20 protein-coding genes are annotated in these 26015 nt (G+C 64.9%); 7 read left to right on the top strand and 13 right to left on the bottom strand.

What is annotated here, in order from left to right:
* The first annotated feature begins 2 nt into the window (after positions 1 to 2).
* Entirely contained in the window at positions 3 to 2078 is a 2076-nt protein-coding gene (recG, locus tag AC07VG_RS17760) for an ATP-dependent DNA helicase RecG (protein WP_495021633.1), read from the top strand.
* A gap of 78 nt (positions 2079 to 2156) precedes the next feature.
* Entirely contained in the window at positions 2157 to 3557 is a 1401-nt protein-coding gene (locus AC07VG_RS17755) for an aminoacyl-tRNA deacylase and HDOD domain-containing protein (RefSeq protein WP_495000136.1), read from the top strand.
* Positions 3558 to 3750: 193 nt separating this feature from the next.
* Here the strand turns inward: AC07VG_RS17755 and AC07VG_RS17750 are convergent, their stop codons facing one another.
* From AC07VG_RS17750 to tagH, 13 genes are all read right to left on the bottom strand, one after another.
* On the bottom strand, positions 3751 to 4125 hold the full coding sequence (locus AC07VG_RS17750; protein WP_495000137.1) for a helicase: 375 nt from the start codon (positions 4123 to 4125) through the stop codon (positions 3751 to 3753).
* A gap of 140 nt (positions 4126 to 4265) precedes the next feature.
* Positions 4266 to 5210 carry a type VI secretion system-associated lipoprotein TagQ gene (gene tagQ, locus AC07VG_RS17745; RefSeq protein WP_495000138.1) on the bottom strand — a complete coding sequence of 315 codons (945 nt, stop codon included), beginning with the start codon at positions 5208 to 5210 and terminating at the stop codon, positions 4266 to 4268.
* Positions 5211 to 5295: 85 nt separating this feature from the next.
* A complete protein-coding gene (locus tag AC07VG_RS17740) occupies positions 5296 to 7023 on the bottom strand; it encodes a formylglycine-generating enzyme family protein (RefSeq protein ID WP_495000139.1) in 1728 nt (575 codons plus the stop codon).
* Complete coding sequence (locus tag AC07VG_RS17735; RefSeq protein WP_495000140.1) at positions 7016 to 8221, bottom strand: FtsX-like permease family protein; 1206 nt, start codon at positions 8219 to 8221, stop codon at positions 7016 to 7018. Before AC07VG_RS17735 ends, AC07VG_RS17740 begins: the two co-directional genes overlap by 8 nt.
* Positions 8218 to 8934 carry an ABC transporter ATP-binding protein gene (locus AC07VG_RS17730; protein ID WP_495000300.1) on the bottom strand — a complete coding sequence of 239 codons (717 nt, stop codon included), beginning with the start codon at positions 8932 to 8934 and terminating at the stop codon, positions 8218 to 8220. The genes AC07VG_RS17735 and AC07VG_RS17730 overlap by 4 nt, the downstream gene beginning before the upstream one ends.
* Positions 8934 to 11990: a serine/threonine-protein kinase gene (locus AC07VG_RS17725; RefSeq protein WP_495021615.1), complete on the bottom strand. Its 3057-nt coding sequence runs from the start codon at positions 11988 to 11990 to the stop codon at positions 8934 to 8936. The genes AC07VG_RS17730 and AC07VG_RS17725 overlap by 1 nt, the downstream gene beginning before the upstream one ends.
* A 14-nt stretch (positions 11991 to 12004) precedes the next feature.
* Positions 12005 to 12733, bottom strand: a complete 729-nt coding sequence (locus AC07VG_RS17720) for a PP2C family protein-serine/threonine phosphatase (protein ID WP_495000142.1) — start codon at positions 12731 to 12733, stop codon at positions 12005 to 12007.
* Positions 12734 to 13387 (bottom strand): type VI secretion system-associated protein TagF, encoded by a 654-nt coding sequence (tagF, locus tag AC07VG_RS17715; protein WP_495000143.1) that lies wholly within the window; start codon positions 13385 to 13387, stop codon positions 12734 to 12736.
* Complete coding sequence (tssM, locus tag AC07VG_RS17710) at positions 13384 to 16887, bottom strand: type VI secretion system membrane subunit TssM (protein ID WP_495000144.1); 3504 nt, start codon at positions 16885 to 16887, stop codon at positions 13384 to 13386. The genes tagF and tssM overlap by 4 nt, the downstream gene beginning before the upstream one ends.
* The gene (locus AC07VG_RS17705) at positions 16884 to 18203 is read right to left on the bottom strand and encodes a DotU family type VI secretion system protein (protein WP_495000145.1); all 1320 of its coding nucleotides are present in this window, start codon (positions 18201 to 18203) and stop codon (positions 16884 to 16886) included. The genes tssM and AC07VG_RS17705 overlap by 4 nt, the downstream gene beginning before the upstream one ends.
* A 6-nt stretch (positions 18204 to 18209) precedes the next feature.
* Positions 18210 to 19544 (bottom strand): type VI secretion system baseplate subunit TssK, encoded by a 1335-nt coding sequence (gene tssK / locus AC07VG_RS17700; RefSeq protein ID WP_495000146.1) that lies wholly within the window; start codon positions 19542 to 19544, stop codon positions 18210 to 18212.
* A gap of 15 nt (positions 19545 to 19559) precedes the next feature.
* Entirely contained in the window at positions 19560 to 20075 is a 516-nt protein-coding gene (gene tssJ / locus AC07VG_RS17695) for a type VI secretion system lipoprotein TssJ (protein ID WP_495000147.1), read from the bottom strand.
* Positions 20076 to 20296: 221 nt separating this feature from the next.
* Complete coding sequence (tagH, locus tag AC07VG_RS17690; protein WP_495000148.1) at positions 20297 to 21706, bottom strand: type VI secretion system-associated FHA domain protein TagH; 1410 nt, start codon at positions 21704 to 21706, stop codon at positions 20297 to 20299.
* Between the two features lie 392 nt (positions 21707 to 22098).
* On the opposite strand from tagH, the gene tssA reads away from it, so the two are divergent.
* The 5 genes from tssA (at position 22099) to AC07VG_RS17665 (ending at position 25975) form a co-directional block, all read left to right on the top strand.
* The gene (gene tssA / locus AC07VG_RS17685; RefSeq protein WP_495021614.1) at positions 22099 to 23127 is read left to right on the top strand and encodes a type VI secretion system protein TssA; all 1029 of its coding nucleotides are present in this window, start codon (positions 22099 to 22101) and stop codon (positions 23125 to 23127) included.
* Positions 23128 to 23208: 81 nt separating this feature from the next.
* Entirely contained in the window at positions 23209 to 23724 is a 516-nt protein-coding gene (gene tssB, locus AC07VG_RS17680; RefSeq protein WP_495000150.1) for a type VI secretion system contractile sheath small subunit, read from the top strand.
* Positions 23725 to 23739: 15 nt separating this feature from the next.
* A complete protein-coding gene (gene tssC, locus AC07VG_RS17675) occupies positions 23740 to 25233 on the top strand; it encodes a type VI secretion system contractile sheath large subunit (protein ID WP_495000151.1) in 1494 nt (497 codons plus the stop codon).
* A gap of 43 nt (positions 25234 to 25276) precedes the next feature.
* A complete protein-coding gene (locus tag AC07VG_RS17670; RefSeq protein ID WP_495000152.1) occupies positions 25277 to 25423 on the top strand; it encodes a hypothetical protein in 147 nt (48 codons plus the stop codon).
* Positions 25424 to 25486: 63 nt separating this feature from the next.
* The gene (locus AC07VG_RS17665; RefSeq protein ID WP_177094000.1) at positions 25487 to 25975 is read left to right on the top strand and encodes an Hcp family type VI secretion system effector; all 489 of its coding nucleotides are present in this window, start codon (positions 25487 to 25489) and stop codon (positions 25973 to 25975) included.
* Positions 25976 to 26015 lie beyond the last annotated feature (40 nt).

Raw genomic sequence — 26015 nt, 5'->3', positions numbered from 1 at the left:
ACGTGGCTGAACTGTCGCAAGTGTCGGTCACGGCGCTCAAGGGCGTCGGCGCGGCCATGGCCGAGAAGCTGGCCAAGGTCGGCCTGGAGAATATCCAGGACGTGCTGTTCCACCTGCCCCTGCGCTACCAGGACCGCACGCGCGTGGTGCCCATCGGTGCCTTGCGCCCGGGCCAGGACGCGGTGATCGAAGGCGTGGTCAGCGGCGCCGACGTGGTCATGGGCAAGCGCCGCAGCCTGTTGGTGCGCCTCAACGACGGCACCGGCAGCCTGAGCCTGCGCTTCTACCATTTCAGCACCGCGCAAAAGGACGGCCTCAAGCGTGGCACCCACCTGCGCTGCTATGGCGAAGCCCGCCCCGGCGCCTCCGGCCTGGAAATCTACCACCCGGAATACCGCGCCATCAGCGGCGACGAACCGCCGCCGGTGGACAGCACCCTGACGCCGATCTACCCGCTGACCGAAGGTCTGACCCAGCAACGCCTGCGTCAGCTCTGCCTGCAAAGCCTGGCAATGCTCGGCCCGCGCAGCCTGCCGGACTGGCTGCCGCAGGAACTGGCCCGCGACTACCAGTTGGCACCGCTGGACGAAGCCATCCGCTACCTGCACCAGCCGCCCGCGGATGCCGACGTCGATGAACTCGCCCTCGGCCATCACTGGGCCCAACACCGCCTGGCTTTCGAAGAATTGCTGACGCATCAGTTGTCCCAGCAACGCCTGCGCGAAAGCCTGCGAGCCCTGCGCGCACCGGCCCTGCCGAAAGCGCAACGGCTGCCCGGGCAGTTTCTCGCCAACCTCGGTTTCCCGCCGACCGGCGCCCAGCAACGGGTCGGCAACGAAGTGGCCTACGACCTCAGCCAGCCGGAACCGATGCTGCGCCTGATCCAGGGCGATGTTGGCGCCGGCAAGACCGTGGTCGCCGCCCTGGCCGCCTTGCAGGCCTTGGAAGCCGGTTACCAGGTGGCCCTGATGGCGCCGACCGAGATCCTCGCCGAACAACACTTCCTCAACTTCCAGCGCTGGCTGGCACCGCTGGGCATCGAAACTGCCTGGCTGGCCGGCAAGCTCAAGGGCAAGGCCCGCGTCGCCGCCCTGGAGCAGATCAGCGGCGGTACGCCGATGGTGGTCGGTACCCACGCGCTGTTCCAGGACGAAGTGCAGTTCAAGAACCTGGCCCTGGCGATCATCGACGAACAGCACCGCTTTGGCGTCCAGCAGCGCCTGGCGCTACGCCAGAAAGGCGTCGGCGGGCGGATGTGCCCGCACCAGTTGATCATGACTGCCACGCCCATCCCACGGACGCTGGCCATGAGCGCCTATGCCGACCTCGATACCTCGATCCTCGACGAACTGCCGCCAGGCCGCACGCCGGTGAACACCGTGCTGGTGACCGACAGTCGGCGTTTCGAAGTGGTGGAGCGGGTGCGGGCCGCCTGCGCCGAAGGCCGCCAGGCCTATTGGGTCTGCACCTTGATCGAAGAGTCCGAAGAGCTCACCTGCCAGGCCGCCGAAACCACCTTCGAAGAGCTCACCGCGGCCCTCGGTGAATTGCGCGTCGGATTGATCCACGGCCGCATGAAACCGGCGGAAAAGGCGGCGGTGATGGCCGAATTCAAGGCCGGCGCCCTGCAACTGCTGGTGGCGACCACGGTGATCGAGGTCGGCGTCGACGTACCCAACGCCAGCCTGATGATCATCGAGAACCCCGAACGCCTGGGCCTGGCGCAACTGCACCAACTGCGTGGCCGGGTCGGCCGCGGTAGCGCCGCCAGCCACTGCGTGCTGCTCTACCATCCGCCGCTGTCACAGATCGGGCGCCAACGCCTGGGTATCATGCGCGAGACCAACGACGGCTTCATCATCGCCGAGAAGGATCTGGAGCTGCGCGGCCCCGGGGAAATGCTCGGCACTCGCCAGACCGGGCTCCTGCAATTCAAGGTCGCCGACCTGATGCGCGACGCCGACCTGCTGCCAGCGGTCCGCGATGCCGCGCAAGCCCTGATGACACGCTGGCCGCAGCATGTCAGCCCGCTCCTGGAGCGCTGGCTGCGCCACGGCCAGCAATACGGCCAAGTGTGATAGACCTCACAGTTTATGGACCATTAGGGCGGCCAAGCTGGTTATACTGGGAAAATTGTAGGAACCCGGATACAGACCATGACAGAAGTTGCCTTCATCGATGCAACCCCGCACACCCCGTCTGTGGTCCGGCTGCTGCTCGACAAGCTCGCCATCCGCTATAGCGAGGTCCCGGACCACCTTGGTCTGCCGGCCGCGCGCAAGGTCCAGGCCGTGCTGCTCGACGATGCAGTCGGCGCACTCATGGTCCTGTTTCCCCAGGACCAACTGCTCGATCTCAATCGCCTGACCGAATTGACCGGCCGGCGCCTGACAGCGGTGCCCACCGAACGCATGGAGCGCATGCTCGGCAAACACAACCTGCACCTGCTGCCGGGCCTGCCTGGACTGACCAGCTCACCGTGCCTGTACGAAGAGCAGTTGCTGCGTGAACCGAACCTGCTGATCGACTCTGGCGAAGCCGGGCTGCTGCTGGAAATCTCCAGCGACGACTTCAAGAGCATGCTGAGCAAGGCCAGCGCCGCCAGTTTCGGCGAGTCCGTGGCCGATATCCGCCCCAACCTCGACCGCCCGCACGATGACCGCGAGGAAATCACCCAGGCCGTGCAAGCCTTCACCGCGCGGAGGATCCAGCAGCGTCTGGAAGCGACCATCGAGATTCCGCCACTGGCGGAAACCGCGCAAAAGATCATCAAGCTGCGGGTCGACCCCGACGCGACCATCGACGACATCACCGGCGTGGTCGAAACCGACCCGTCGCTGGCGGCCCAGGTGGTGAGTTGGGCGGCTTCACCCTACTACGCCTCGCCGGGCAAGATCCGTTCGGTGGAAGACGCGATTGTCCGCGTGCTCGGTTTCGATCTGGTGATCAACCTGGCGCTGGGCCTGGCCCTGGGCAAGACCCTGAGCCTGCCCAAGGACCACCCGCAACACAGCACGCCTTACTGGCAGCAATCGATCTACACCGCCGCGGTGATCGAAGGCCTGACCCGTGCCATGCCGCGCGCCCAACGCCCGGAAGCCGGCCTGACCTACCTGGCCGGGTTGCTGCACAACTTCGGCTACCTGCTGCTGGCCCATGTTTTCCCGCCGCATTTCTCGCTGATCTGCCGACACCTGGAGGTCAACCCGCACCTGTGCCACAGCTATATCGAGCAGCATTTGCTGGGCATCAGCCGCGAGCAGATCGGGGCCTGGCTGATGCGCTATTGGGATATGCCGGAGGAACTGTCCACCGCGCTGCGCTTCCAGCATGACCCGGGCTACGACGGCGACTATGCCGCCTATCCGAACCTGGTGTGCCTGGCCGTGCGCCTGCTGCGCAGCCGCAATATCGGCTCGGGCCCCGACGAAGAAATTCCGGATGCCTTGCTTGAGCGCCTGGGACTGACCCGCGACAAGGCCGATGATGTGGTGAACAAGGTGCTGGAAGCCGAAGTGCTGTTGCGCGAACTGGCTTCGCAGTTCAGCCAGGGCTAAAGCGGCGCCTGGAACACCGCTATCGCCGGCAAGCCGGCTCCTACAGTGTCCGGGGCGTCTACACAACCTGTGATCGACGCTGAACCTGTGGGAGCTGGCTTGCCAGCGATGGCGCCCGCACAGCCAGCGCAAAACCTGAAGACCTCATCGCCGGCAAGCCGGCTCCCACAAGGCTGCGCAAGACACCTGCAGCTCAGGCCTTCTTCCGCGGCTTGAGGTACTTCATCAAGCCCTGGAACCAGATCACCAGCGCCGGATTACCCTTGATCTGGATCGACTTGTCCTGAATCCCCGTCATAAACGCCAGTTGCTTGTTCTTCGCCTGCAACGTGGCGAAGCCATAGGCGGCGTCCTTGAAGGCGATGGCAAACGCCGGCTCCGGATACACCCCGGACTGGCTGCTGATGCGCTGATCCTTGACGATAAAGTGACGGGCGACCTTGCCGTCGAGCGTCTGCAGTTGGAACACCAGGCCCTTGTCGGCCAATTGCTGCTGGAAGGCGGGGTTTTTACGGCTGGCCCGGGCCATCAACAGACCCAGTGCCCAGAGAAGAAAACGAAATTTCATGCACACAACCTCGGCAGAAAAGATAAACAGCCGGCGCAGTGTAGCGCGTTACTTGAAGAACGCCACCGATCTCCCGTTTTACCCGGGAGATCGACTGGCGTTTAACGCTTATACCGACAAATTGTCAGACGATCCGTCCATCACGCGTTCGGGCAAGGAACCGGTGCCCAATCGCCCAGGTCCGGGTTCTTGCACATGCTGTTGACCTGGGACTGACCGCTGGTGGCCACGTCCTGGCTCGCGGCTTTCTTGGCATTGGCGTCCTGCAGGGTCTTCTCGGTGGCCACGGCTTCTTTCGGCACGGTCGGTAGCACCGGCTTCTTCGCCACTTTCACCTTCTTGCCCTTGGTGGTGGTCGGCGCGACAACCGGGTTGGTGTCGGCGGTCGCCACGGTGACCACGTCGGTACGCTGTACGCCGACCTGCTGCAGGTCCTTCTCGTAAGCCTGGGTGTAGTTGTTCAGGTCTTCGGAGGCGCGCCCGTTCACGGCGACGATCAGGTCATTGGACTCTTTCAGGCCCGAGACGATTTCCGCCAGGCGCTTGCGGCCTTCGGCGTCGCCGATGGTCTTGGCCTTGCGCGCCGAGACCAGGTTGGCGAACTCACGCTGGTAGCAGCTCTGCGAGGCCTTGGCGTAGGCCGTGTTGCGATCCATGTCGGCGGCGCTTTTGTTGATGTCCTGGGCATAGGAGCCGATGCGCTGGTTGTCATCGGTGATCTGCTTCTGTTTCTCGGTGTAGTAGCCCGCCGCACCACCCACCAACGCGCCGCCAGCCGCGCCGATGGCCGCATTGCGCCCGCGCTTGGCGGAGTCGTCGCCGGTCAGCGCGCCAAGGGCCGCACCGCCCAACGCACCAAGCACCGCGCCAGTGGCGACGGACTTGGTCATGTCCGAGTCAGTGGCGCGCAGGTGCTGCACCGGCTCGTAGCAGGTCGGGTAGTACTCGACCTTGGTGGTCGCGCCGACTTTCGAGGTCGGCGAAGTGGCGCAACCGCCCATCAGCACGGTGCTGAATCCGGCGGCAACCCACAACGCGGCACGGCACTTGGAGGTCGAAACAAGGGGTTTGCTGGAGAAGATCATGTTCATGTTCCCTTTTTTGGTTTGACTTGCCCGGTACGGCACCCTGCCGTCCGAGTCCCCTCTACACTCGCCGGATACCGACCGCTCATGACTGCTGGGCGGTCGACGCGAGTAACGCTTTCAAGATCGCCGCCGGATCGGCCCGCTGTTGCTTGCGGTAATCCCCGACATGACGAACGAACAAGGTGGCCCGTGCGACCAGGCTATTGCCGAGCACGGGTTTGCGATTGAGTTCTTCCTTGACCCGCTGGAACTGCGCCTGGATCACCGCATCGGTGTAGCGCGTGGCCGTGGCCAGGTTGTCGATATAGATCGCCACCGCGCCATCCAGCGCACTGCTGCCGTTCTCGATGGCCACGGCGAACAGCTTGGCGGCGGTCTCGTCCTTGGCATCCACGGCCTGCTGGCGGCTCTTCTTCAGATTGGTCAGGCGAATGTTGTAGTTATTCACGGTCTCGGCCACCAGGGCCGCCGACTGGATCAGGTTGCCGGCGGCTTCTTCACGCTGGCGGGCGATCAACGAGACGTTGCGCTTGAGCTCTTCGTTGACCAGCCCCAACTCGGCCTGCAGCTTCGGATCGGTGCTGGCGGAAATGATCCCATCCAGGCGCTTGGTCGGGTCCTGGGCATCGTCGATGGCGTCGGTCAGGGACGCCAGTCGGCCTTCCTGCTGCCATTGGCTGAACAGTTCCTTGTAGCGCGAACGCGGCGCCGAAAGCGCGCCGACGGCCACGCGGAAACCGGTGGTCTCGTTGCTCTGCTCGGTACCATCGGCGGCGAACAACGGATACTCGCGGCGCATGCCGGTAAACAGCGTGCCTTCACCTTCCAGGTAGTTGCCGCCCTTGACCACGAAACCGCCATAGGTGCCCTGACGGCGTCCGGCATGCACCAGCTGGAACGACTCCTGGACCATTTGCGCGGCGTTGCCGATCACGTCGAACATCCCGATGGGGTTGGGCAACTTGGTGCCAATCGGCATCAGCCGTGCCGCCTGACCGGTGCCGCCGGCCACCTGGTTGAACACCGCGTAGTCGGACAGCGGCCCATCGCTGTCGCTACCCGCTACCCGCCGGGGGAACAAGCGCCCTTCCAGGTCCTGGCGACTGACCGCCTGGGCACCACGGGCCGCGAACTCCCACTCGACCTCGGTAGGCAGGCGGACAAAACCCAAACCGCCGTCCTCGGCCGCCGAGCCACGGCCGCTGACCGGCAGCAGGTCACGGTGATACTTCATCAACCAGGCGCTGTAGACCGCCGAGAAACGCTCGGCGTCGAAACGCGACACCTTGACCTTGGGCAAGCGCCCGGCCACACCGCTCGGTGCATCGCAGGCCGGCGCCGGTTCGCCGCTGGCCAGGGCGGGGGCCTGGGCCATCACCAGGGCGTACTGGCGCGCCGTCACCGGGTACTTGCCGATGAAATAGAACATCGGTTTGAGCGGCGAGTCGGCATCGGTCTTCGGCAAGGTCGGGGCAATCGATTTCTGCCAGGCGCCGGGCAGGTCCTTGAGGGTGAACTGACCGTTGATAAAGTCGCGGCGATAGCCGGAAATAAACGACTGCTTGTAGCCCGGTTCGTCCTCGCTGAACGGATAGCCAAGGCTGATCTCACGGTCGTCGAGGGTACCGCGCGCCAACACATAGACCGCGCGAAAGACCAGCTCGCCCTCGCAGGGCAGCGGCAGGCTGATGTCATCGGCCAGGGGCTTGGGGTTGTCGAGCTTTTCGCTGTCCTCATCGGCCCGCGCCCAGGAACCCAGGCACAGGGAAGCGACGAGAACCGCCAGGGCCGCGCTGCGCAACTTATACATCTCTGATTCCTTCCGAAGCTTCTATCCGCGCCACGCGCCAGCCCCCCAGGGCGGCAGCCAGAGCACAGACCGCCAACACGCTGAAAAGTGCCAGCAGGTAATGCGGCAACAGCAGGTGGCTGGCGTACTCGCCGGCCGCCTGCACGAATAAACGGTTCAGGCCCCACTCCGCCGCGCTGTAGAGCACACCGCTCAACAACGCCGCCAGCAGGCCGCTGTACAGCGCTTGCAGGACCACAAACAGCAACAGCGCGGCAGTGCCGAGACCGAGCAAGCGCAACACCGACAACTCGCGGCGCTTGCGCTCGACCGCCGCCAGGGCACCGGCGAAGATCGCCGCGAAGGCCCCCACCAGCGCCAGGCTGGCGATCACCCAGAACACGATGGACAAGTTGCGACTCAGCGACTGCACCTGGGCGATGGCCTGGGCCTGGGTTGAAACCAGCAGGTTGCGCTCGGCAAAATAACGCCGCAGTGGCTCGACATCGGTCAGCCCGCGGGCATACAGGCGAAACCCCGGATAGACCCGCTGCGCGGCGGTGCCCGCCGGCTCGCCGGCCCAGCCGAGCACCGGCACGCCACGGCCGTCGCGATAATCCTCGGCGGCCTCCAGCAGGCCCAAAGGGGCGAACAACGCATCACGTTCGAACGCTTCCAGCGGCAGCACCGCCTGCACCTGGATCTGCGTGTGGCGGCTTTCCAGGCGACCGGCCACTTGCCGGCCGAAAGACACCTGCAACCAATCGCCGGCCTTCACCCCGAGCTTCTCCGCCGCCGTCTGGCTGAGCAGCATCGCCGCCAGGCCCACTGGCGCGGGCACGCTGCCAAGCAATGGATCGCCATCGGCGGTGGGCAACATTTCTACGTTGACCACCGGGTCCTGGGCGCTGCTCGACAGGTCGGCGGTCGCGGCGATCTGCCGGGTCCGCGGCAGGGCAAAGGCGACATCCTCACGCCGCCCCAGCCCGGCGATAAACGCCGCACTGAAGCGCCCGCCGCCAAGGGGAATGATCTCGCGCACCGTCGGGTCACGCTCCAGGCGTTCGGTGAGGCTGCTGACCAGGCCGAACTTGAGGCCGAACAGCACCAGCAACGGCGCGATCACCGCCACCAGCGCCAACACCGCGCAAGCCGACAGCCGCCAGTCGACGCGATAATCCTGCCAGGCCAGGCTGGCGACCAGGACAGCGCGGGTCATGGCGTCACCTCCAGGGTCGCGGTGACGCCGCCATCGCCATCGCGCCGGCAGGCGATGCGCAACACCGGCACACCCAGTTCGCGCACCAGGGCTTCGTCGTGGGTCGCAATCACGCAACAGGCGCCCTGCTCCCGGGCTTGGTTCAACAGCAATTGCATGACCCGCCCGGCATTCAGCGGATCAAGGGCGGCGGTCGGTTCATCGGCCAGCAGCAGCCGTGGCCCATGGGCCAGCGCCCGGGCACAACTGACCCGCTGGCGCTGGCCGACGGAAAGCGCCTGGGGCTTCTTGTCCAACTGATCGGCGATCTCCAGCTGCTCGGCGAGCCGCTGGACGCTGCCGTCCTCCTTCAGGCCCAACAGTCGACGCGACAAGGCGATATTCCCGCGCACATCGAGAAAGCCGAGCAGGCCGCCGGTCTGCAGCACATAGCCGAGCTGCTGGCTGCGCAGGGTCGCCAGGCGCTCGTGCTGGCCCTGGCGCCAAAGCGCGGCGATATCCTGCGCCCCCGCCGAATCGTCGAAGACAAACAACCCGGCCCGGTCCGGCGCCAAGACCAGCGCCAACAGATCGAGCAAGGTGCTTTTGCCACAACCGCTAGGCCCGACCACCGCCCATTGCGCGCCGGGTACCAGGCTCAGACGCGGCACCTCCAGGCTGTAGCGCTGGGCGCCCTCGCCCCGCGTCTTGCGCACCTCGCGCAGACTGATCATCACGGCAACGTCGACAAAGGCACGCGGTACAGCGCGTCACCCGGCTCGGCATCGCCGAACCGGACCCAGTTGGCCACATCGTTGTGGAAGGTTTCGTAGAGGCGGATCTTCGAGTCCAGTTCGTCGATAAAGTCTTCCTGCTCGGCCACACTCAGCGACAGCCAGAGGTCCTGGGTCATGTTCAGCGACTTGCTGCGGTACGGCAGGCCTTCCAGGTACTCGCCGAGAATGCCGCCGTCGGCCAGATTGCCGCCCTTGCGCAAGGCCTGCGGATCGCGGCTCATGTAGGCACTGGCGCTGGCGATTTCCTGGAAGAAATCCTTGGGCGAGGTCTGGGTCTTGCGCGCCGCCTCGACGATCAGTTTCAGCGACTGTTGCAGCTCGTTGAGCTGCAGCTTGGTCAGCATCACGCAGACCTGGAACGCCGGCAGCGCCGGGTTGGTCAGGTCGCGGTCGGCGGTCCAGGCGCTGACCAGTTGCGGCGCCTGGCTGGCGGCCTTGTGGCCAAGGAAATCCATGTGCATCGCATAACCGATGGCCGCCGTTTTGTCCGCCAGGCTCGGCGACGCTGCCAACAGCGGCACGGCCTGGGTCTGGTTGCTGCGCACCTGGTGCACCAGGTTGGCGAACACCGAGCCGATCTCGCCTACCCGCTCGCCCAGCTTGTGCACGTCGCCGCCCTGGACCGGGATATACAGGTCGCCGATCTGCGGGTTGGCATCGGCGGTCAGGGTCCGGTACTGCTGCTCGGCGAAGGCATGGTTCTTCTTCCCGGCATCGCTGCGCAGGTGCAGCGCATAGATCTTGATCTGCTTGCCCAGCGCGGCCTGGCGGATCTCCGCTTCGTTCATCTTGGTGCTGCTGTAGGGGTCGTTCTTGCGCAACGAACCGGCATCGGTGACCAGCAGGATCAGCCGGCCGCCGTAGCCCGACCAGTCCATGCCGTCGACCGCCTGCATGACCCCGGCGAAGGAGTCCTCGTTGAACGAATGACTGGAGATCGTCGACGCTTTCACATCCCGCGCCAACTCCAGGAAGCGCTCCGGGTCGCGGCCTTGGTCGAGGGTCACCAGGGTCTTGGTCAGGTACTGCAGGCCCGGGGTTTTCTGGATATTGTTGCGAAAGCCGATCAGGCCGAAGCTCACGCTGTCCAACTCGCCACGCTGGGCAATCTGGCTTTGCAGCTCGTGGACCACGTCGCGGACCTGATCGATATACGGCTGCATCGACTCCGTGGTGTCCACCACCAGCACGATGGCCGTGCGGAATGTGTCGGCCGCAACGGCCGGGGCGCCACCGTTGCCGAGGGCTTTCGGCGTGCTGCCGGGGTCGATGGAGGCGACATTGAGCAACTGAACCGACTGGCCGTTTTCATCCAGGCTTTCGCGCGAATCGAAAATCGGCAGCAGGTAGAACTGGTTCTGTGGTACCGCGCTGGCCGCCGGTTCCAGGGCCAGGACACGCTGGTCGTCCTGCGGATTTTTCTGCGCATTGAGCAGCAGATTTTTCGCCGCCGAAGGGTTGGCCAGCAACTTGTCGATATCGGCGGCATCACGCAGGAACATCACCGGCGCGCGCCCGGAACGTTCGGTGAATTTCAGGACCAGGCTCTGTTTCCAGTCGCTGACCGCGTCCTGCGGCAACCAGCCTTCACTGCGCCCGTCGCTGGCCGCGCCGACCCGCAGCCAGGTGCTGCCATCGACGGTCTTGCGCTGGTACACGTAGAGCACCGAGAACGCCGGCAGTGGCTTGTCCGACCTGGCCCCCGGCTCGCTGGCAAAACTCGCCCCGGGCTTGCTCAGGACCCGCTGGAACAGGGTTTTCTTGCCGGCCATCAACAAGGGGCGCAGGCCGCCGTCGAGATCTGCCGCCACGGACTGGGTCACGTTGGGCGGCTGGGCCGGCGGCGGGTTGGAAGCCGGTGGTGGATTCGATACCAACGGCGTTTTTGCCGGAGGCTGCGCCGCCGTGCTCGGCGTCGCGGGATGACTGTCACGCCCCAACCACCAGTAACCGGCGCCCGCCAAACCAAGGGCGGCAGCCACCGCCACGGCGACCAGCGTCAGCACCGGGCCGCGCCGTTGTCCGGACTCGGCGGAATGGTCGAGCACCGGCGTTGCAGCGGGTCGTGGAGTCGGCGCAGGTGTCGGGGCCGCAGTGGGAATCTCGATCGACACTGGTGTCAGCCCGCCCAGATCGCCGGCCGCAGTCGGGGTCCGCGACACAATCGCCAATGGCTGGACCAGGGTCGCGTCGAGGTTGTCCGCCGGCAGGTTATCCAGCGCCCGCAGCAAGGCCGCCGCATCGGCGAAACGCTCCGCCGGGTCCTTGGCCAGCAACTGGCGCAGGATCTCCTGGTAGCGCCCATGCTGGAGCGGCAACTCCGGCATTGGCTCGGTCAGGTGCGCCAGGGCCGTGGACAGCGCGTCGGTGCCGATATAAGGCAACTTGCCGACCAGGATTTCATAGAGCACCACCCCTAGCGCATACAGGTCGGAACGCCCGTCGAGATCCTGCCCCCGGGCCTGCTCCGGGCTCATATAGCTTGGCGTGCCCACGGCAAACCCGGCCTGGGTGAACTGGGTGCGGTCATCCAGTGACTTGGCGATACCGAAGTCCGAGAGCACCGCCGCGCCGTCGGCGCGAAACAGGATGTTGGCCGGTTTCACATCGCGGTGCACCAGCCCGAGGGCATGGGCATAGCCCAGGGCCGAAGCGATCTGGCGGACATACACCAGGCCATGCTCCGGGTTCAACCCGGCCGCGATCCGCTCTTTGAGCGTACCGTTGGGCAGGTACTCCATGGCCATGTAGTAGAGCTCGCCGACATTGCCGATGTCGTGGATGGTCACCGTGTTCGGATGTGACAGCCGCGCCAGGGTCCGGCCTTCGCGCAGGAAACGCTCGCAGAAGGTCGAGTCGGCGGCCAGCGCGGCCGCCATCACTTTCAGCGCCACCTTGCGCTCCAGCGACCGTTGGGTCGCCAGGTAGACGGTTGCCATGGCGCCTTCGCCAATCTCCTCGCCTATATCGAATCCGGGAATCAGAATTTCCATGGTGTCGGGGGTCTTCAGATGGCTTTGACGACAATCGCCGTGATGTTGTCGGGGGCGCCCCGGGTCAGGCCCAGGTGCACCAGGCTGCGGACCACGTCGTAGGGGTCGGCATGCACCAGTACATCGCGGATCTCGGCGTCTTCGGCGGTCTTGTTCAGGCCGTCGCTGCATAACAGATAGGTGTCGCCGGGCAGTACCTGAAACGGCACCATCGACAGCTCCAGTTGCGCTTCCACGCCAATCGCCCGGGTGACGATATTCGCCCGTGGGTGCACCCGTGCCTCGGCCTCGCTGAGCAGGCCACTGTCCTGCAGGTCCTGGACGTAGCTGTGATCGCGGGAAACGCCCTCCAACTGACCGTCACGCAGGCGATACAGGCGACTGTCGCCGGCCCACAGGCAAACGCCCTCGCTCCCGCGTACCGCCAACAGCACCACGGTACTGCCCATCATCGCCACGCCGCGGTTGGCGGTTTCCTCGCGCACGGCAGCGTTGACCTCGGCCAGCCGCGTACGCAAGGCCGAGGTGTAGACCGCCAGGGAGTCCGAAGGTGGGATGCGGCGCAGGGTGTCGACAATCAGGCTACTGACATAGTCCCCCGCCGCGTGCCCGCCCATGCCGTCGGCCACTACCCAGAGCCCGGCGCCGGGCAATTCCAGGAAGGCGTCTTCGTTGATCTGGCGGACCATGCCGACATGGCTGTAGCTGGCCGACTGGTAAGTGATTGCAGGTGCGTGAGCCATCTAGGTCGATGCCCCCTTGCCCAGAAGGAAACTGCCGAAATCGACGGTCGCCGGCAGACCCGCGCAGCGCATCAGGCCCGCCTCGATCCGCTGCGAACCACGTCCCCACCAGAGGCTGCTGCCGATACAGGCCTGTTCGGCCAGGGCGTTGACGCGGCTCAACGCATCGAGCGCAGCCAGGCGTTGCAACCCGGCAAAATCGCTGGAGGGTGCCCGGTTGGCGAACGGCAGACCACCCAGCGCCTCGATCGCCTGATCAAACACCTCGAACCCGGCGCCTTCTTCCAGGGTCGCCAGCAACAGGACCTCGACCTGCTCGAACCAGGCGTCCGCGCCGCCGACCACCGCCGCCAGGGCGTGGCCGGGATCGAGGGACTGGGCCACGGTCAACGGAAAGTAGCGGCCGACCCGGTCGATGCTCGGCATCAACACCCCGGCCACCGCGTCCGGCCCGCAGACACCCGGCGCCAGCACAAAGCGCCAGAGCGGGCTGACCAGGTAGACGTTCAGCCAGTCAGCACCGAGTTGCTGCTGGCTGGCGAGCAACCCCGAAGCCAGCCAGGCATCCCAAGGCTGGATAAAGCTCTGCGGCAGGCCGCGGCTGACAAAGTCGCCGCGACTGGCCAGCTTGCCGTAGAAACCCACCGTCGTCATAACCGCTCCGGCAGGCTGAAGCCATTGAGCACGCGGCTCTTGAAAGGGTTGAAGGCGCTGCTGGCACGCAACTCGTAGGAGATGCTCGCGCCGTCCACCCGCAACCGCAGGTTGAAACGATCCGGCGCATTGCCGGCCACCAGGTCCGATTGCTCCAGCAGACGGAACCAGGCCCAAGGTCCGTCCAGGGTGATCGCGGAGCGCCCGCTGGACGAAGGTGGCGAAATCGACAAACGCACCACGCCGACGCTGCCGGGGTTCGGCCATTGCATCGCCACCGGCCGGCTCGGGCCGTGGTCATAGCCGACCTGCTGGCCGTCGAGTTCGAGCTGGAACTGGGTGATGGAGGCGTCCATCGCCACCGGCTTGAGTTCGAAACGTACGGTCGGCTGGGTGCCGCCCGAGCGGAAGAACGCATCGCGAATCGCCGCGGCGCGCTGGAAGGTCTGCAGCACGCCCGGCGCAATACCGAGTTTCTGCGCCGCCCCCGGCTGCCAGCGCCAAGGGGTCGCCGAGGTGTCGACGTAAGGCTGCAGGTACTTGCGGAAATAGTTGTCCATCACCCCGCCGACCCCGAAGAACAGGCCGAAGTCCTCCAGCGTCGCATCCCGGGCACTGCCGGGGGCCAACGGATAACGGCCGCTGAGGGATTGCCGGTAGACGTTGACCACTTCGCTGGTCCAGGCCGCGTTCAGTTGGTTGCGCACCCCGCCCATCATGCTGTTGGTGGTCGAGCTGACCACCGACTTGACCAAGCCCTGGACCAGCGGCGGCTGGCGCTCGGCGTTCAGGCTGACCCGCGTGGCGGCGGCCGAGGCCTGGTTCTTCGCCTCGCCGAGCAGGGCATCGCCGCTGGCGCCGGACATGGCGCTGACCTGCACATAGAGCGCATTCAGGTCCGCCAGCAAGGCATCGATCGCCGCTGGCTCGCCTTCGCCCTTGTTGACCAGGGCATTGAGTTCGGCGAAGTGCGCGCTCACCGGGTCCTGCGTTTCCACTGGCGCGCTGTTGCCCGCCGGCTGTTCCTGACCCAACAAAGAGCCCAGGCGTTGCTTGAGCTGGTCGACATTGCCTTCGACCGGTTTGCCCTGGGCCGCCAGCAAGCGTTCTTCCTGTTGCAGATCGGTTTCCTTGGCCACCGCCAGCAGCAGCTTCTTCAGCGGCGAGGTCGGCCCGGAAATCACCCGCAGCACATCGGAGGCCTGGGCCACGCTGGTGATCGGCACGAAGTCGATATCGGCGAGCAAGGCATCCCACTGGCGCAGGTAGTCCTGGAAATACAGGCGCCGCACATCCGCCGCCAGGCTGGCGACATTCTGCTGTTCGGCCGGGTCACGGCCCAGCACCCATTGTTCTTCGGCCACGGTATTGGCCTGGTTCAGGCTGGTCAGCAGGAAGGCCTGCCGATAGCCCTTGACGGTGAAGAAGCCGCTCAGCGGATCGCCCAGGGGCTTGCCGCTCTTGCGACTGAACACCAGCGCCGCATCACGCCCGGCGGCCTCGTTCAGACGGAAGTCCGGCACGCCGTCCGGCAGCTTCTGGCGCTTGACCCGGTCATAGACCCGCTGCGCCACCGGCAGTTGTTGCAGTTGGCGGCGCAGGTCGTCGATCAGCCGCTCGTCCAACCGAGCATTCGGTGGACGGCGATCAAACAGCGCTTGCAGGTGCTCGCCCAGGGCCACGCGCTGCTCCGGCGGCAGATCCCGCGGCAGGCTGCGGTCCCAGTCGAGGGCGATCCAGGCCTTGATGAACTGCGGGTCGTAATGCTCGTTGTCGGCCAGCATCAGGTAGGCTTTCAGGCCCTCGTAAAGGAAGTCCGAATTGCCGCCGCCGTGCAGTTGCTCCTCGACCCGGGTCAGCAGGCGCGGCGCGAACACCGCGATCAGCAATTTGCGATAGACGCTGGCGGACTCGGCTTCAAGCATGTCGCCCTGGTACAGGCCCAGGCCTTCGGCCCAGCCCGGCGCATCACCGGCCAGGTGCTTGACCGTATTGAGCAACGGCAACACCGCGAGCACCTCGCGTTGCGCCGGGCTGAGGTTCTGCACGCTCTGGCCCAGGGGCGCGACCTTCTGGTCGACCTGGGCGATATAGGCCTCGTTGGCGCGGAAGCTCACCCACCAGAGGGCGCCGACCACCAGCACCACCGCGACCGTGGTCGCCAGCACCGCGCGAGCCAGCCATTTGCGGCGCTGCTCGACCTTGGGATTGACCCCCACCAGCCCACGCTCGGCGAAAGCCACGGCGGTGAACAGCTTCTCGATGAAGTAGCTGCGCCCGCTACCGCTCTGGCGCGCCAGCTGCTGGCGATCCAGGTTCATGCTCTGGGCCATGGCACCGATCAGGCGGTCGATGGGGCTGCCTTCCTGGGTGCCGCTGGTGAAGTACACCCCACGCAACAAGGCGCGATCTTCATAGGCATTGGGCTTGAACACGCCGTCGAGGAAATCCTCCAGGCAGGTCTTCAACGCGCCGAACTGCTGCGGAAAACCGTAGATCAGGTCGCGCCGCGCCGGGTCACGTTCCTGTTGCAGACGCTCCACCAGCCGTGCGTTGAGACGTTGTTCGAGCCCCATGAACTCTTCTTGAAAACGCACCAGCGGACCGGCGGCGTTCTTGCCGTCGTCCAGCTCGAAGGTCATGCCCCAGACCTGGGCCCGCTCTTCCTTGCTCAGGGCATCGAAGAACTCCATGAACCCCGGCACCAGGTCGAGCTTGGTCAACATCAGGTAGATCGGGAAACGCACGCCGAGCTGGGTATACAGCTCCTGGATCCGCGCACGGATCGCCGTGGCATGGGCGGCGCGCTCGGCCTCGGTGCTGAGCAACAGGTCCGACAGGCTGATGGCGATAAAGGCACCATCGATAGGCCGCCGCGAACGCTGGGTTTTCAGCAGATCGAGGAAACCCAGCCAGGCCGCCTTGTCCACCTGGGCATGGCTGTCCTGGGTGGTGTAGCGGCCGGCGGTGTCCAGCAGCACGGCTTCGTCGGTAAACCACCAGTCGCAGTTGCGCGTACCGCCGACACCGCGAATCGCCCCGGCGCCGAACTGCGCAGCCAGGGGAAAATGCAGCCCGGAGTTGACCAGCGCGGTGGTCTTGCCCGAACCCGGTGGGCCAATGATCACGTACCACGGCAGCTCGTAGAGGTTGCGGCGTTCGTCGCCGCCGAGCTTGGCTTTCTTGAGCAGCGCCAGGGCCTCGGCCATGCGCTGACGCAGGGTCGCCAACTCTTCGGCGGTGGCGACACTGGCGGGGTCCGGCGGGGTTTCCGCGGCCAGGCTCTGCATGACCTTGGCTGCCTGGCGCCGGGCCTGGATCAGACGGAACACGCGGTAGCCGATCCATACCGCGAAGATCAGCACGATCAGCGTCCAGCGCCGACCTTCCGGCACCAGCACTTCCAGCAGCGGACCGACGAACCAGATGATCAGGCTCAGGGCGATCAGCCCCAGCAGCGGGATCACCCAGCGAATGACAAAACCGAAAAACGCCTTCACTCGACTCCCTCCGCCAAGACTGTGATTTCCACCCGACGATTCTTCGCCCGGCCCTCGGCCGTGGCATTCGAAGCCAGCGGCTCGGTGTCGCTACGCCCTTCGGCGCCGAAGCGCTCCGGCTGGCCGGTCTTCGCCACGAGGATCTGCAACACCTGCTCGGCTCGGGCCTGGGACAGCGCCCAATTGGACGGGAAGCGCAGGGTCGCGATGGGCCGGTTATCACTGTGCCCAGTGATCCGCACCTGGCCCTTCACTTTGCGAATGGCATCGGCGATGCGCAGCATCAGTGGCTGGTAGTCGTCGACGATGCTGGAGCTGGCCGAGGCGAACAGTTCGTCGCCGCGAATAGTCACCACCGAGCGGTCGACCTTGTCTTCCACGGCGACCTTGCCGGCCTTGATGTCATCGGCGAGGAAACCGGCCAGACGTGGTCGCTCCACCACCTTGGGCTGTACCACCGGACGGTCGATGGTCTGCACCGGGATCTCGCCCAGGGCATGGATATTGCGAAACACCGGCTCGGCGTCAGCGGCCAGCTTCAGGCGCAGACCGAACAGCAGGGCCAGCAACAGCGCCAAGCCAATGGCGATGCCGACCCAAGGTGGCATGAACTGACTCAGGCGATCACGCACCACCGTCAGGCCGCGCCAATGCGGCGACAGCTCGCGCTCATACTCGCCACGGGCACTGCGGATCGCCGCGCTGGTCCGTTCGCGCAGGGCATCGAGCTGGCTGCGACCGTCGATCATCACCCGGTAACGGCCTTCGAAGCCCAGGCAGATACACAGGTACAACAGCTCCAGCAGGTACAGGCGCTCGCGCGGGCTCTGCAGGCAATGGTCGAGCAACTGGAAGACCTTCTCGCCGCCCCAGGCTTCGTTGTGCACGGTGATCAGCAGGCTCTGCTTGCCCCAGTCGCCGGCACTGCCCCAAGGCGTGCTCAGCACCGCCTCGTCAAGGGCCGTGCACAGCGCGTAGCGCGCCAGCAACACATCGTTGCGCGCCACCCCGGCGCCTTCGGCACGTTCCTCGAACTGGCGCAGGTAAGCCAGCAACTGCGCCCGCAGGCTGGCCGGCGCCGGGTGCGCGATGGTGTTACGCAGGCGCGTCAGCAAGGCCAGCAAGGGGCCGGCGGCGCTCTCCAAGGGGTTCAGGCCTTGGGACTGACCGATCGGCAGCGGCGCGGCCGGCACCGACAGTGGCGCCACCGGTTCGGCGCGGGCGGGCTCCGGCGCCCGGCCACCGGGACGCGGCATGAACTGGGTACGGTCGTTGGCGGGCAGCGCTTGGCCCGACGGATCATCATTGGCATTCATCGCGGCTTATCCTCGGATTGCCCAGAAGGCCAGGTTCAAGCCGGGAAAATCGCCGGCGACATGGAAGGCGAAACCGCCGGAGTTCACCAGTTGCTTCCAGTGCTCGCTGCCGCGGTCGAGTTCGTAGTAGGTGGACCCGGCATGGAACGGAATCTGCCGCGGCGCCACCGGCAACGGCAGCAGGCCGATGCCCGGCAGCTGCAGGTTGACCAGGTCGCGGATGTGCTCCACCGAACCCACCTTGCTCTGCTGGGCGAAGCGCCCGCGCAGGGTTTCGCTGGGGATATCGGCGCGCACCACGAGGATGAAGCTGGCGCTGTCGATCAGGCTGCGATCGGCCAGCATCGCCACGTGGATACCGTAGGCTTTCTCGACAATCGGAATCGGCGTCGCCTTGCTGTCGATCAGCATCGACAGGGCTTCGCGCAGGGCCTGCATGACCGGCGCAAAGCTCAACGCCAGGTCGTCGTGTTGATACACCGGGAACGCGGCCGGGCGCCGAGCGCTGCTGGAGAACGTGGAAAACTCGCCGGCCAGGCTCACCAGTTCGCTGTACAAGCGCTCCGGGTGCAAGGGGCTGATCTGGTTCAAATGGCTAATCAATGGCTGGGCGCGGTTGACCAGTTGCAACAGCATGAAATCGGCAATCTCCGAGGCACCGCCGGCGCCCGAGGCCACCACCCGCCCGGCCAGGGCTTCGCCACGCTGGTGCAGCAGGCCCAGCAGTTCACTGCGGAACGCCGTCAGCGGTTTGCTCGCGGCCACATCGAGCACTGGCGGCACATAGCTGTCGTCGAGGACCAGGGCGCGGTCGGCGCGTTTCTCCTTGACCCGCACCAGACCGATGGCGGCGTAGTCGCCCAGGCCATCCTCGGCGGTCAGCAGGCGCAAGGCCCGCGAACCCAAGGCTACCGGCGCGCGGTTCTCGAATGGCGCGTTGTCGTCGCGGACTTCGCGGACCTGGCTCAGGTAACGTGCGCCACCCAGTGCCTCGCCTTCGTCGACGGTGTCCCGCGAGCCCGCACGCTTGAGCGGCAAGGCCAGGTAGACCAGGCCGTCGCGCAGGCTTGCATCGATGGTCAGCGGGCTCGGCGCCAGATCATCGTGAGGGATGTTGAACGGCGTGCCGTCCGGCAGCAGGCCCCGGGCCGAGACGATGGCCAGCTTGCCCTGGGCCAGCAGGCCCTGGTCGATCAGCAGCTCGGAAAAACCCCAGGCGCCGACGGTCAGGGGCCGGCTGCGCGCGTCGATCAGGTTTTCCAGATAACGGTCATGCTGCTGGAAGTGCTGCGTTCCAATGAACATGCCTTCCGACCAGACCACTCGATTGTTCCAGGACATGGCTTCTCCGTTTGCCTAGGGGGCGGTGCGGGTTGGGGTCACGACGATGGCGCTGCGCACGGCGCGCACATCGAGGCTGATCTGATAGTCGTTGAGCTGCTTGGGCACGATGGTCAGCAACGTGCGCCAGAGCGCCTGGTCGATTTCGCGGTAGCCCACCACCAGGCCGACCTGGCGGGTCGCGGGGTTGAGTACCCGCTCGATGTCCAACTGCTCGCCGGGCTGGACCAGAACTTCATCCTGATCGATCAGGTCCACGCCGAGGGTCGCCTGGGCGCGGTCGGCCAGGGCGAAGTAGTCGGCGCGGTTGAAGTTGGCGCTGTTCTTCAGCTCGAAAATCCGCACGCGCACGGGGGCGGGCACGCCATCGGCACCGGGGTTGAGCCCGGCAATGGCATGGAAATGCAGAGAAGCGGTAGCGCTATCGGCAACAGGCGCGTCGGCGGGCGCTGGGGTTGGGGCTGCCGCGTCCTTGGCACATGCGCCGAGCAGCAGCGTGAGGGCTGCGGCCAGTAAAACTCGGTGAATCATCCTGCGTCCTCAATGACGTTATGAACTTTCCGTTAAATCCTGTTTTGCGACCAACCGTTGGAACTGTGGTGGCGGTACTGGCCTCTTCGCGGGCAAGCTCCGCTCCCACAGGTTTTGAGCCGTACACAAAACCTGCGTACGACTCGTTCTACTGTGGGAGCGGAGCTTGCCCGCGAAGAGGCCCTCAAGCCCGCCTCCCACCGCTCAGACAACCCCCGCAGCTACAAACTCTTGCGCAACCGCGCACTGTGTTCCTCATACGCCCGACTGAACTCCCGCCCAAACAAATCCTGGAAATCCTCTTCGGCCTCACGGGAAATATTCGTGTACAGCTCGGTGAACTGCTGCCAGTACTGGGCCTGGCGCGAACCGCTGAACAGGTTCGACAAACCGCCGGGCTTGCCCATGCGGGTCTCAAGCTCCGACGGTTCGAAACGCTTGAGCAGGTGCTTGATCGCCGCCTCCACCCCAGCCATCACCGCCATCTGGTGCGCCCGCAGGTCATCGAAACTGTCGCTGACCGCCTGGTCCGGAGCCATGAACGCCTGGTTGCCGTGACGCAGCAGCAAGAGCAGCGCTTCATCGGCATTCGGGGCGAATTTCAACGGGTTGTTTTCCACCGGGCGAATCAGCGTCTGCTGCATGCGGAACTCGCCCTTGAGACTGCTACGGGCCCGCAGCACATCGATCAGGCCCTCGACCATCAGCCGGTAGCTGCGGCCGATGGCTTCCATCTGCGCCTCCACCTGGGCGGTGTCGAGTCGCAACTGGTCAAGGCCGGCACCGCGCAGGAAGGCTTGCAGCAGATCGGCTTGAGCGGTACCGCTCGACACCGCCACGGGGGCCGGCGGACTAACCGGGGCCACTGCCGGCGTGACCGTGGGCGTGGGAATCGGTGTCGGTGTCGGTGTCGGTGTCGGCTCGACGATAGCCTCGGCAACAGGCATGGCTATCGGCGTACTGACCGGCGCCTTGGGCGTGTCGCCGAACAGATCCCAATCCTCGGGAATCACCCCCGCACCCGGCGCTTTCGGCACGACCAGCGGGGCCGGGCTGATCACCGGAGTCGGCGGACGAAAGTCATGCTGCTGGGCCGGCACGTGGTCCGACTGGGTCGCCGGTGGAACGCTCGACGGCGCCAGGAAATCGAACAGATCAGGCAGCGTGTCCATCGCCGAACCGCCCTGGAAATGCGCGGCCGGAATGTTCACCGGCGATACTACCGGCACCGCGGCCGCCCGCCCCATCAGCGCTTCGAAACTGTTGGACGAATCGCCCCCCGACAGGCTTTCATGGGCCAGTTGCAGGTTGAAATCGATGCGCACGCGGATCTCGTACTCACCGATGCGGATGATTTCGCCGTCCTGCAACGGTTCGCTGTTACCTCGACGCAAACGAATACCGGCCTGAACCAACTCCACGCCATTGGTACTGTTATCGGTCAGATAGTAACGACCGTCCTTGTATTGAATAACGCAATGTTTCGAGGAAACTAGCCGCTCCGGATCAGGTAGAACCCAGTCATTCTCGGAACTACGGCCAATCGCCATCATCCCGGTATCCATGGATTTCTCCGGACATTGACCAGGGGTGATCTTGTGATAACTAGTGATAGTCAAACACAGCGACATTGCGCCTCCTTGCAGTACATCCACGCACGAGCCACCCAGCGCAAACACCTTGCGCCAGGCCTCGCCAGGGCCATGAGAATCCTGGAAAAAACCTATCTATTTCAGCCAGTTCGCCGAATCTAGCGGATTCTACCTACAAAATGATGAAAAACGCACACGGTCCGACTCAGCGGTCGACAGCCTTGACGATTGTGTCACAACGGTAACAAAGGGCCGATAGCTTACCTTGACAAGCTATAACTACTACACCAAAAATGCACAACTTCTTGTTTACAAGTGATAGCTCAATGATATCACGCTGTATATGCCAACAAGAAATATGAGAGCTTTCCGAAGGAACTTTCGGGACAGATGCCTGACTATCCAGCAGGCCGATAAGGAGATCGAATTTGGTGGATGTGTCGTTGTTGCTCGCCGCTGTTTCAGCGAACTCGCCCTGTGGCGAGGACCTGGAATATGACGCGCAATTCTTGCAATTGGAGCGTGATGCCCAAGGTAAACCCGAGCGCATCATGGGCGACTCAGTGCAAGCGGCCGAACCACCGGCGTGGCGCGCCATCGAGCAGTCGAGCACGGCGCTCCTGCAACGCAGCAAAGACCTGCGCATCACCCATTTCCTCGTGCAAAGTGCCCTGGCCCTCGACGGCCTGCCCGGGTTCGCCAACGCCCTGACCCTGGTCAGCCAGATGCTCCAGCGATACTGGGCCGAACTCTATCCGCTGCTTGACGCCGATGACGACAACGACCCCACGGTGCGGATCAACGCGCTCTCGGGTCTGGCCTGCGAGACCAATATCCGCCTGCTGCGCGAAAGTGTGCTGACCCGCTCCCGGGCCTTCGGCACCGTGACCCTGCGCGCCGCGTTGAATGCCAGCGGCCTGCAAGGCTTCTCCGACGAAAGCCTGAACACCGACGAACTGTCCGGCGCCCTGCGCGACAGCGACCCCGAGCAACTGGTCGCCATGCGCGCGGCGCTCAGCGAAGCCCGCAGCGCCGTCGACGCCATCGAGCGTTTCGTCAGCGACCAGGTCGGCTCGGCCGAGGGCGTGGATCTTGGCGCCCTGCGCCAACCGCTCAAGCTGGCCTTGCAGATCCTTGCCGAATACGCGCCCGGCACTGACACCGGCGAATCGACCGTGACCGAATACGAGGCGGAGCCCGCCGTGCATGGCAGCGACAGCGCCGCCCCGATCGTCACGCGCAGCGCGCCGCCGGGCGAGATCGGCAACCGCGACGACGTCCTGCGCAGCCTGGAACGGCTGCTGAGTTACTACGCCCGCCACGAGCCCTCGAGCCCGTTGCCGGTGCTGTTGAACCGGGCCAAGAACCTGGTGCACGCCGACTTCGCGACCATTGTGCGCAACCTGATTCCCGACGGTCTGTCCCAATTTGAAAACCTGCGGGGCCCCGAGGGCGAATAAGCCCGTCGAGACCGCGCCGCTTAGTTAACGGCAACCACCGATAACGCCAACACCGTCGCTTGAGCGACCAGGAGCAACAACGTGGCGAACACCAGCTCTCAGAAATTTATTGCGCGCAACCGCGCGCCACGGGTCCAGATCGAGTACGACGTAGAACTCTACGGCGCCGAGAAAAAGGTCCAGTTGCCTTTCGTCATGGGCGTGATGGCCGACCTCGCCGGCAAGCCCGTCGAGCCCCTGGCACCGGTGGCTGACCGCAAGTTCCTGGAAATCGACGTCGACAACTTCGACTCGCGCCTCAAGGCCATGCAGCCACGGGTGGCGTTCCACGTACCGAACGAACTGACCGGTGAAGGCAACCTGAGCCTGGACATCACCTTCGAAAGCCTGGACGACTTCAGCCCGGCCAACGTCGCGCGCAAGGTCGATGCCCTGAACAAGCTGCTCGAAGCCCGTACCCAACTGGCCAACCTGCTGACCTACATGGACGGCAAGACCGGCGCCGAAGAAATCATCATGAAGGCCATCAAGGATCCGGCGTTGCTCCAGGCCCTGGCAAGTGCGCCAAAGCCCCAGGACTCCGAGCCCAGCGCTTAATCAGGACGAACGATCATGACCCAGTTGCAGCAAGACAATCAGACGTTGCCCGGCACCACCACCGAGCCCAGCGAATTCGCCAACCTGCTGATGCAGGAATTCAAACCCAAGACCGAGCGTGCCCGCGAAGCCGTCGAGGGCGCCGTGCGCACCCTGGCCGAACAGGCCCTGGCGCAGACCGACCTGGTGTCCAACGACGCCATCAAGTCGATCGAGTCGATCATCGCCGCCATCGACGCCAAGCTCACCGCGCAGGTCAACCAGGTGATCCATCACCCTGAGTTCCAGCAACTGGAAAGCGCCTGGCGCGGTCTGCATTACCTGGTCAACAACACCGAAAGCGACGAACAGCTGAAGATCCGCGTGCTGAACATTGCCAAGCCGGAACTGCACAAGACCCTGAAGAAATTCAAGGGCACGGCCTGGGACCAGAGCCCGATCTTCAAGAAGATGTACGAAGAAGAATACGGCCAGTTCGGCGGCGAGCCCTACGGCTGCCTGGTGGGCGACTACTACTTCGACCAGTCGCCGCCGGATGTCGAGCTGCTCGGCGAGCTGTCCAAGGTCTGCGCGGCGATGCACGCGCCGTTCATTGCCGCCGCCTCGCCGACCGTGATGGGCATGGGCTCGTGGCAGGAGCTGTCGAACCCGCGCGACCTGACCAAGATTTTCACCACCCCGGAATACGCCGGCTGGCGCTCGCTGCGTGAATCGGAAGACTCGCGCTACATCGGCCTGACCATGCCGCGCTTCCTGGCGCGCCTACCCTATGGCGCCAAGACCGACCCGGTGGAAGCCTTCGCCTTCGAAGAAGACACCGACGGCGCCGACAGCGCCAAGTACACCTGGGCCAACGCGGCCTACGCCATGGCGGCGAACATCAACCGTTCGTTCAAGCACTACGGCTGGTGTTCGCGGATTCGCGGCGTCGAATCCGGCGGCGAAGTGCAGAACCTGCCGGCCCACACCTTCCCCACCGACGACGGTGGCGTGGACATGAAGTGCCCGACCGAAATCGCGATCTCCGACCGTCGCGAAGCCGAGTTGGCGAAAAACGGTTTCATGCCGCTGCTGCACAAGAAGAACACCGATTTCGCCGCGTTCATCGGCGCCCAGTCGCTGCAGAAACCGGCCGAATACGACGACCCGGACGCCACCGCCAACGCCAACCTGGCCGCGCGCCTGCCGTACCTGTTCGCCACTTGCCGCTTTGCCCATTACCTCAAGTGCATCGTGCGCGACAAGATCGGCTCGTTCAAAGAGAAGGACGAGATGCAGCGCTGGTTGCAGGACTGGATCCTCAACTACGTGGACGGCGATCCGGCCCACTCCACCGAAACCACCAAGGCCCAGCACCCATTGGCGGCGGCGGAAGTGGTGGTCGAGGACGTCGAGGGCAACCCGGGTTACTACACCTCCAAGTTCTTCCTGCGCCCGCACTACCAACTCGAAGGCCTGACGGTGTCGTTGCGCCTGGTGTCGAAACTGCCGTCGGCGAAAGGGGCATAACCCCGAACCTTGTGGGCAACACCACGCCTTGTAGGAGCCGAGCTTGCTCGCGATCGAGTGCGCAGCACTCGCAAAACCGGAGAACGCGGTCTTCCTGAAAGACCCTGTACTCAGGATTTACGACCGCTTCGCGGTCGATCGCCAGCAAGCTGGCTCCTACAAGGGACCGCGTCATCCGCAACAACAGTGAACCCACCCCTACCCGGCGGGTCCTGGCTAACAACATCGTGGTGAAGACCACACTGGAGAAAACATGGCTGTTGATATCTTCATCAAGATCGGCGACATCAAGGGCGAGTCCCAGGACAAGGCCCACAAAGAGGAAATCGATGTCCTCAACTGGAGCTGGGGCATGTCCCAGTCCGGCAACATGCACATGGGCGGTGGCGGCGGCGCCGGCAAGGTCAATATCCAGGACCTGTCGCTGACCAAGTACGTCGACAAGGCCTCGCCGAACCTGATGATGCATTGCGCCAGCGGCAAGCACATCGACAAGGTCACCCTGGTGGTGCGCAAGGCCGGTGGCGAAAGCCAGGTCGAGTACATGAAAATCGACCTGGAAGAAGTGCTGGTCACCTCCCTGAGCACCGGCGGTTCGGGCAGCGATGATCGCCTGACCGAAAACGTCACCCTGAACTTCGCCCAGGTCATGGTCGAGTATCAGGAACAGAAAGCCGACGGCTCCAAGCAAGGCGGCCCGGTCAAGTTCGGCTGGAACATCCGCTCGAACACCAAGCGCTGATCCCCGTGCCCCCGACGCTCAGTGTCGGGGGCATCTGGCG

Source organism: Pseudomonas sp. GW821-FHT03C07 (genome assembly GCF_059420925.1).
Note: the sequence above shows the minus strand (reverse complement) of the source record. Positions and strands in the feature narration are given on the sequence as shown.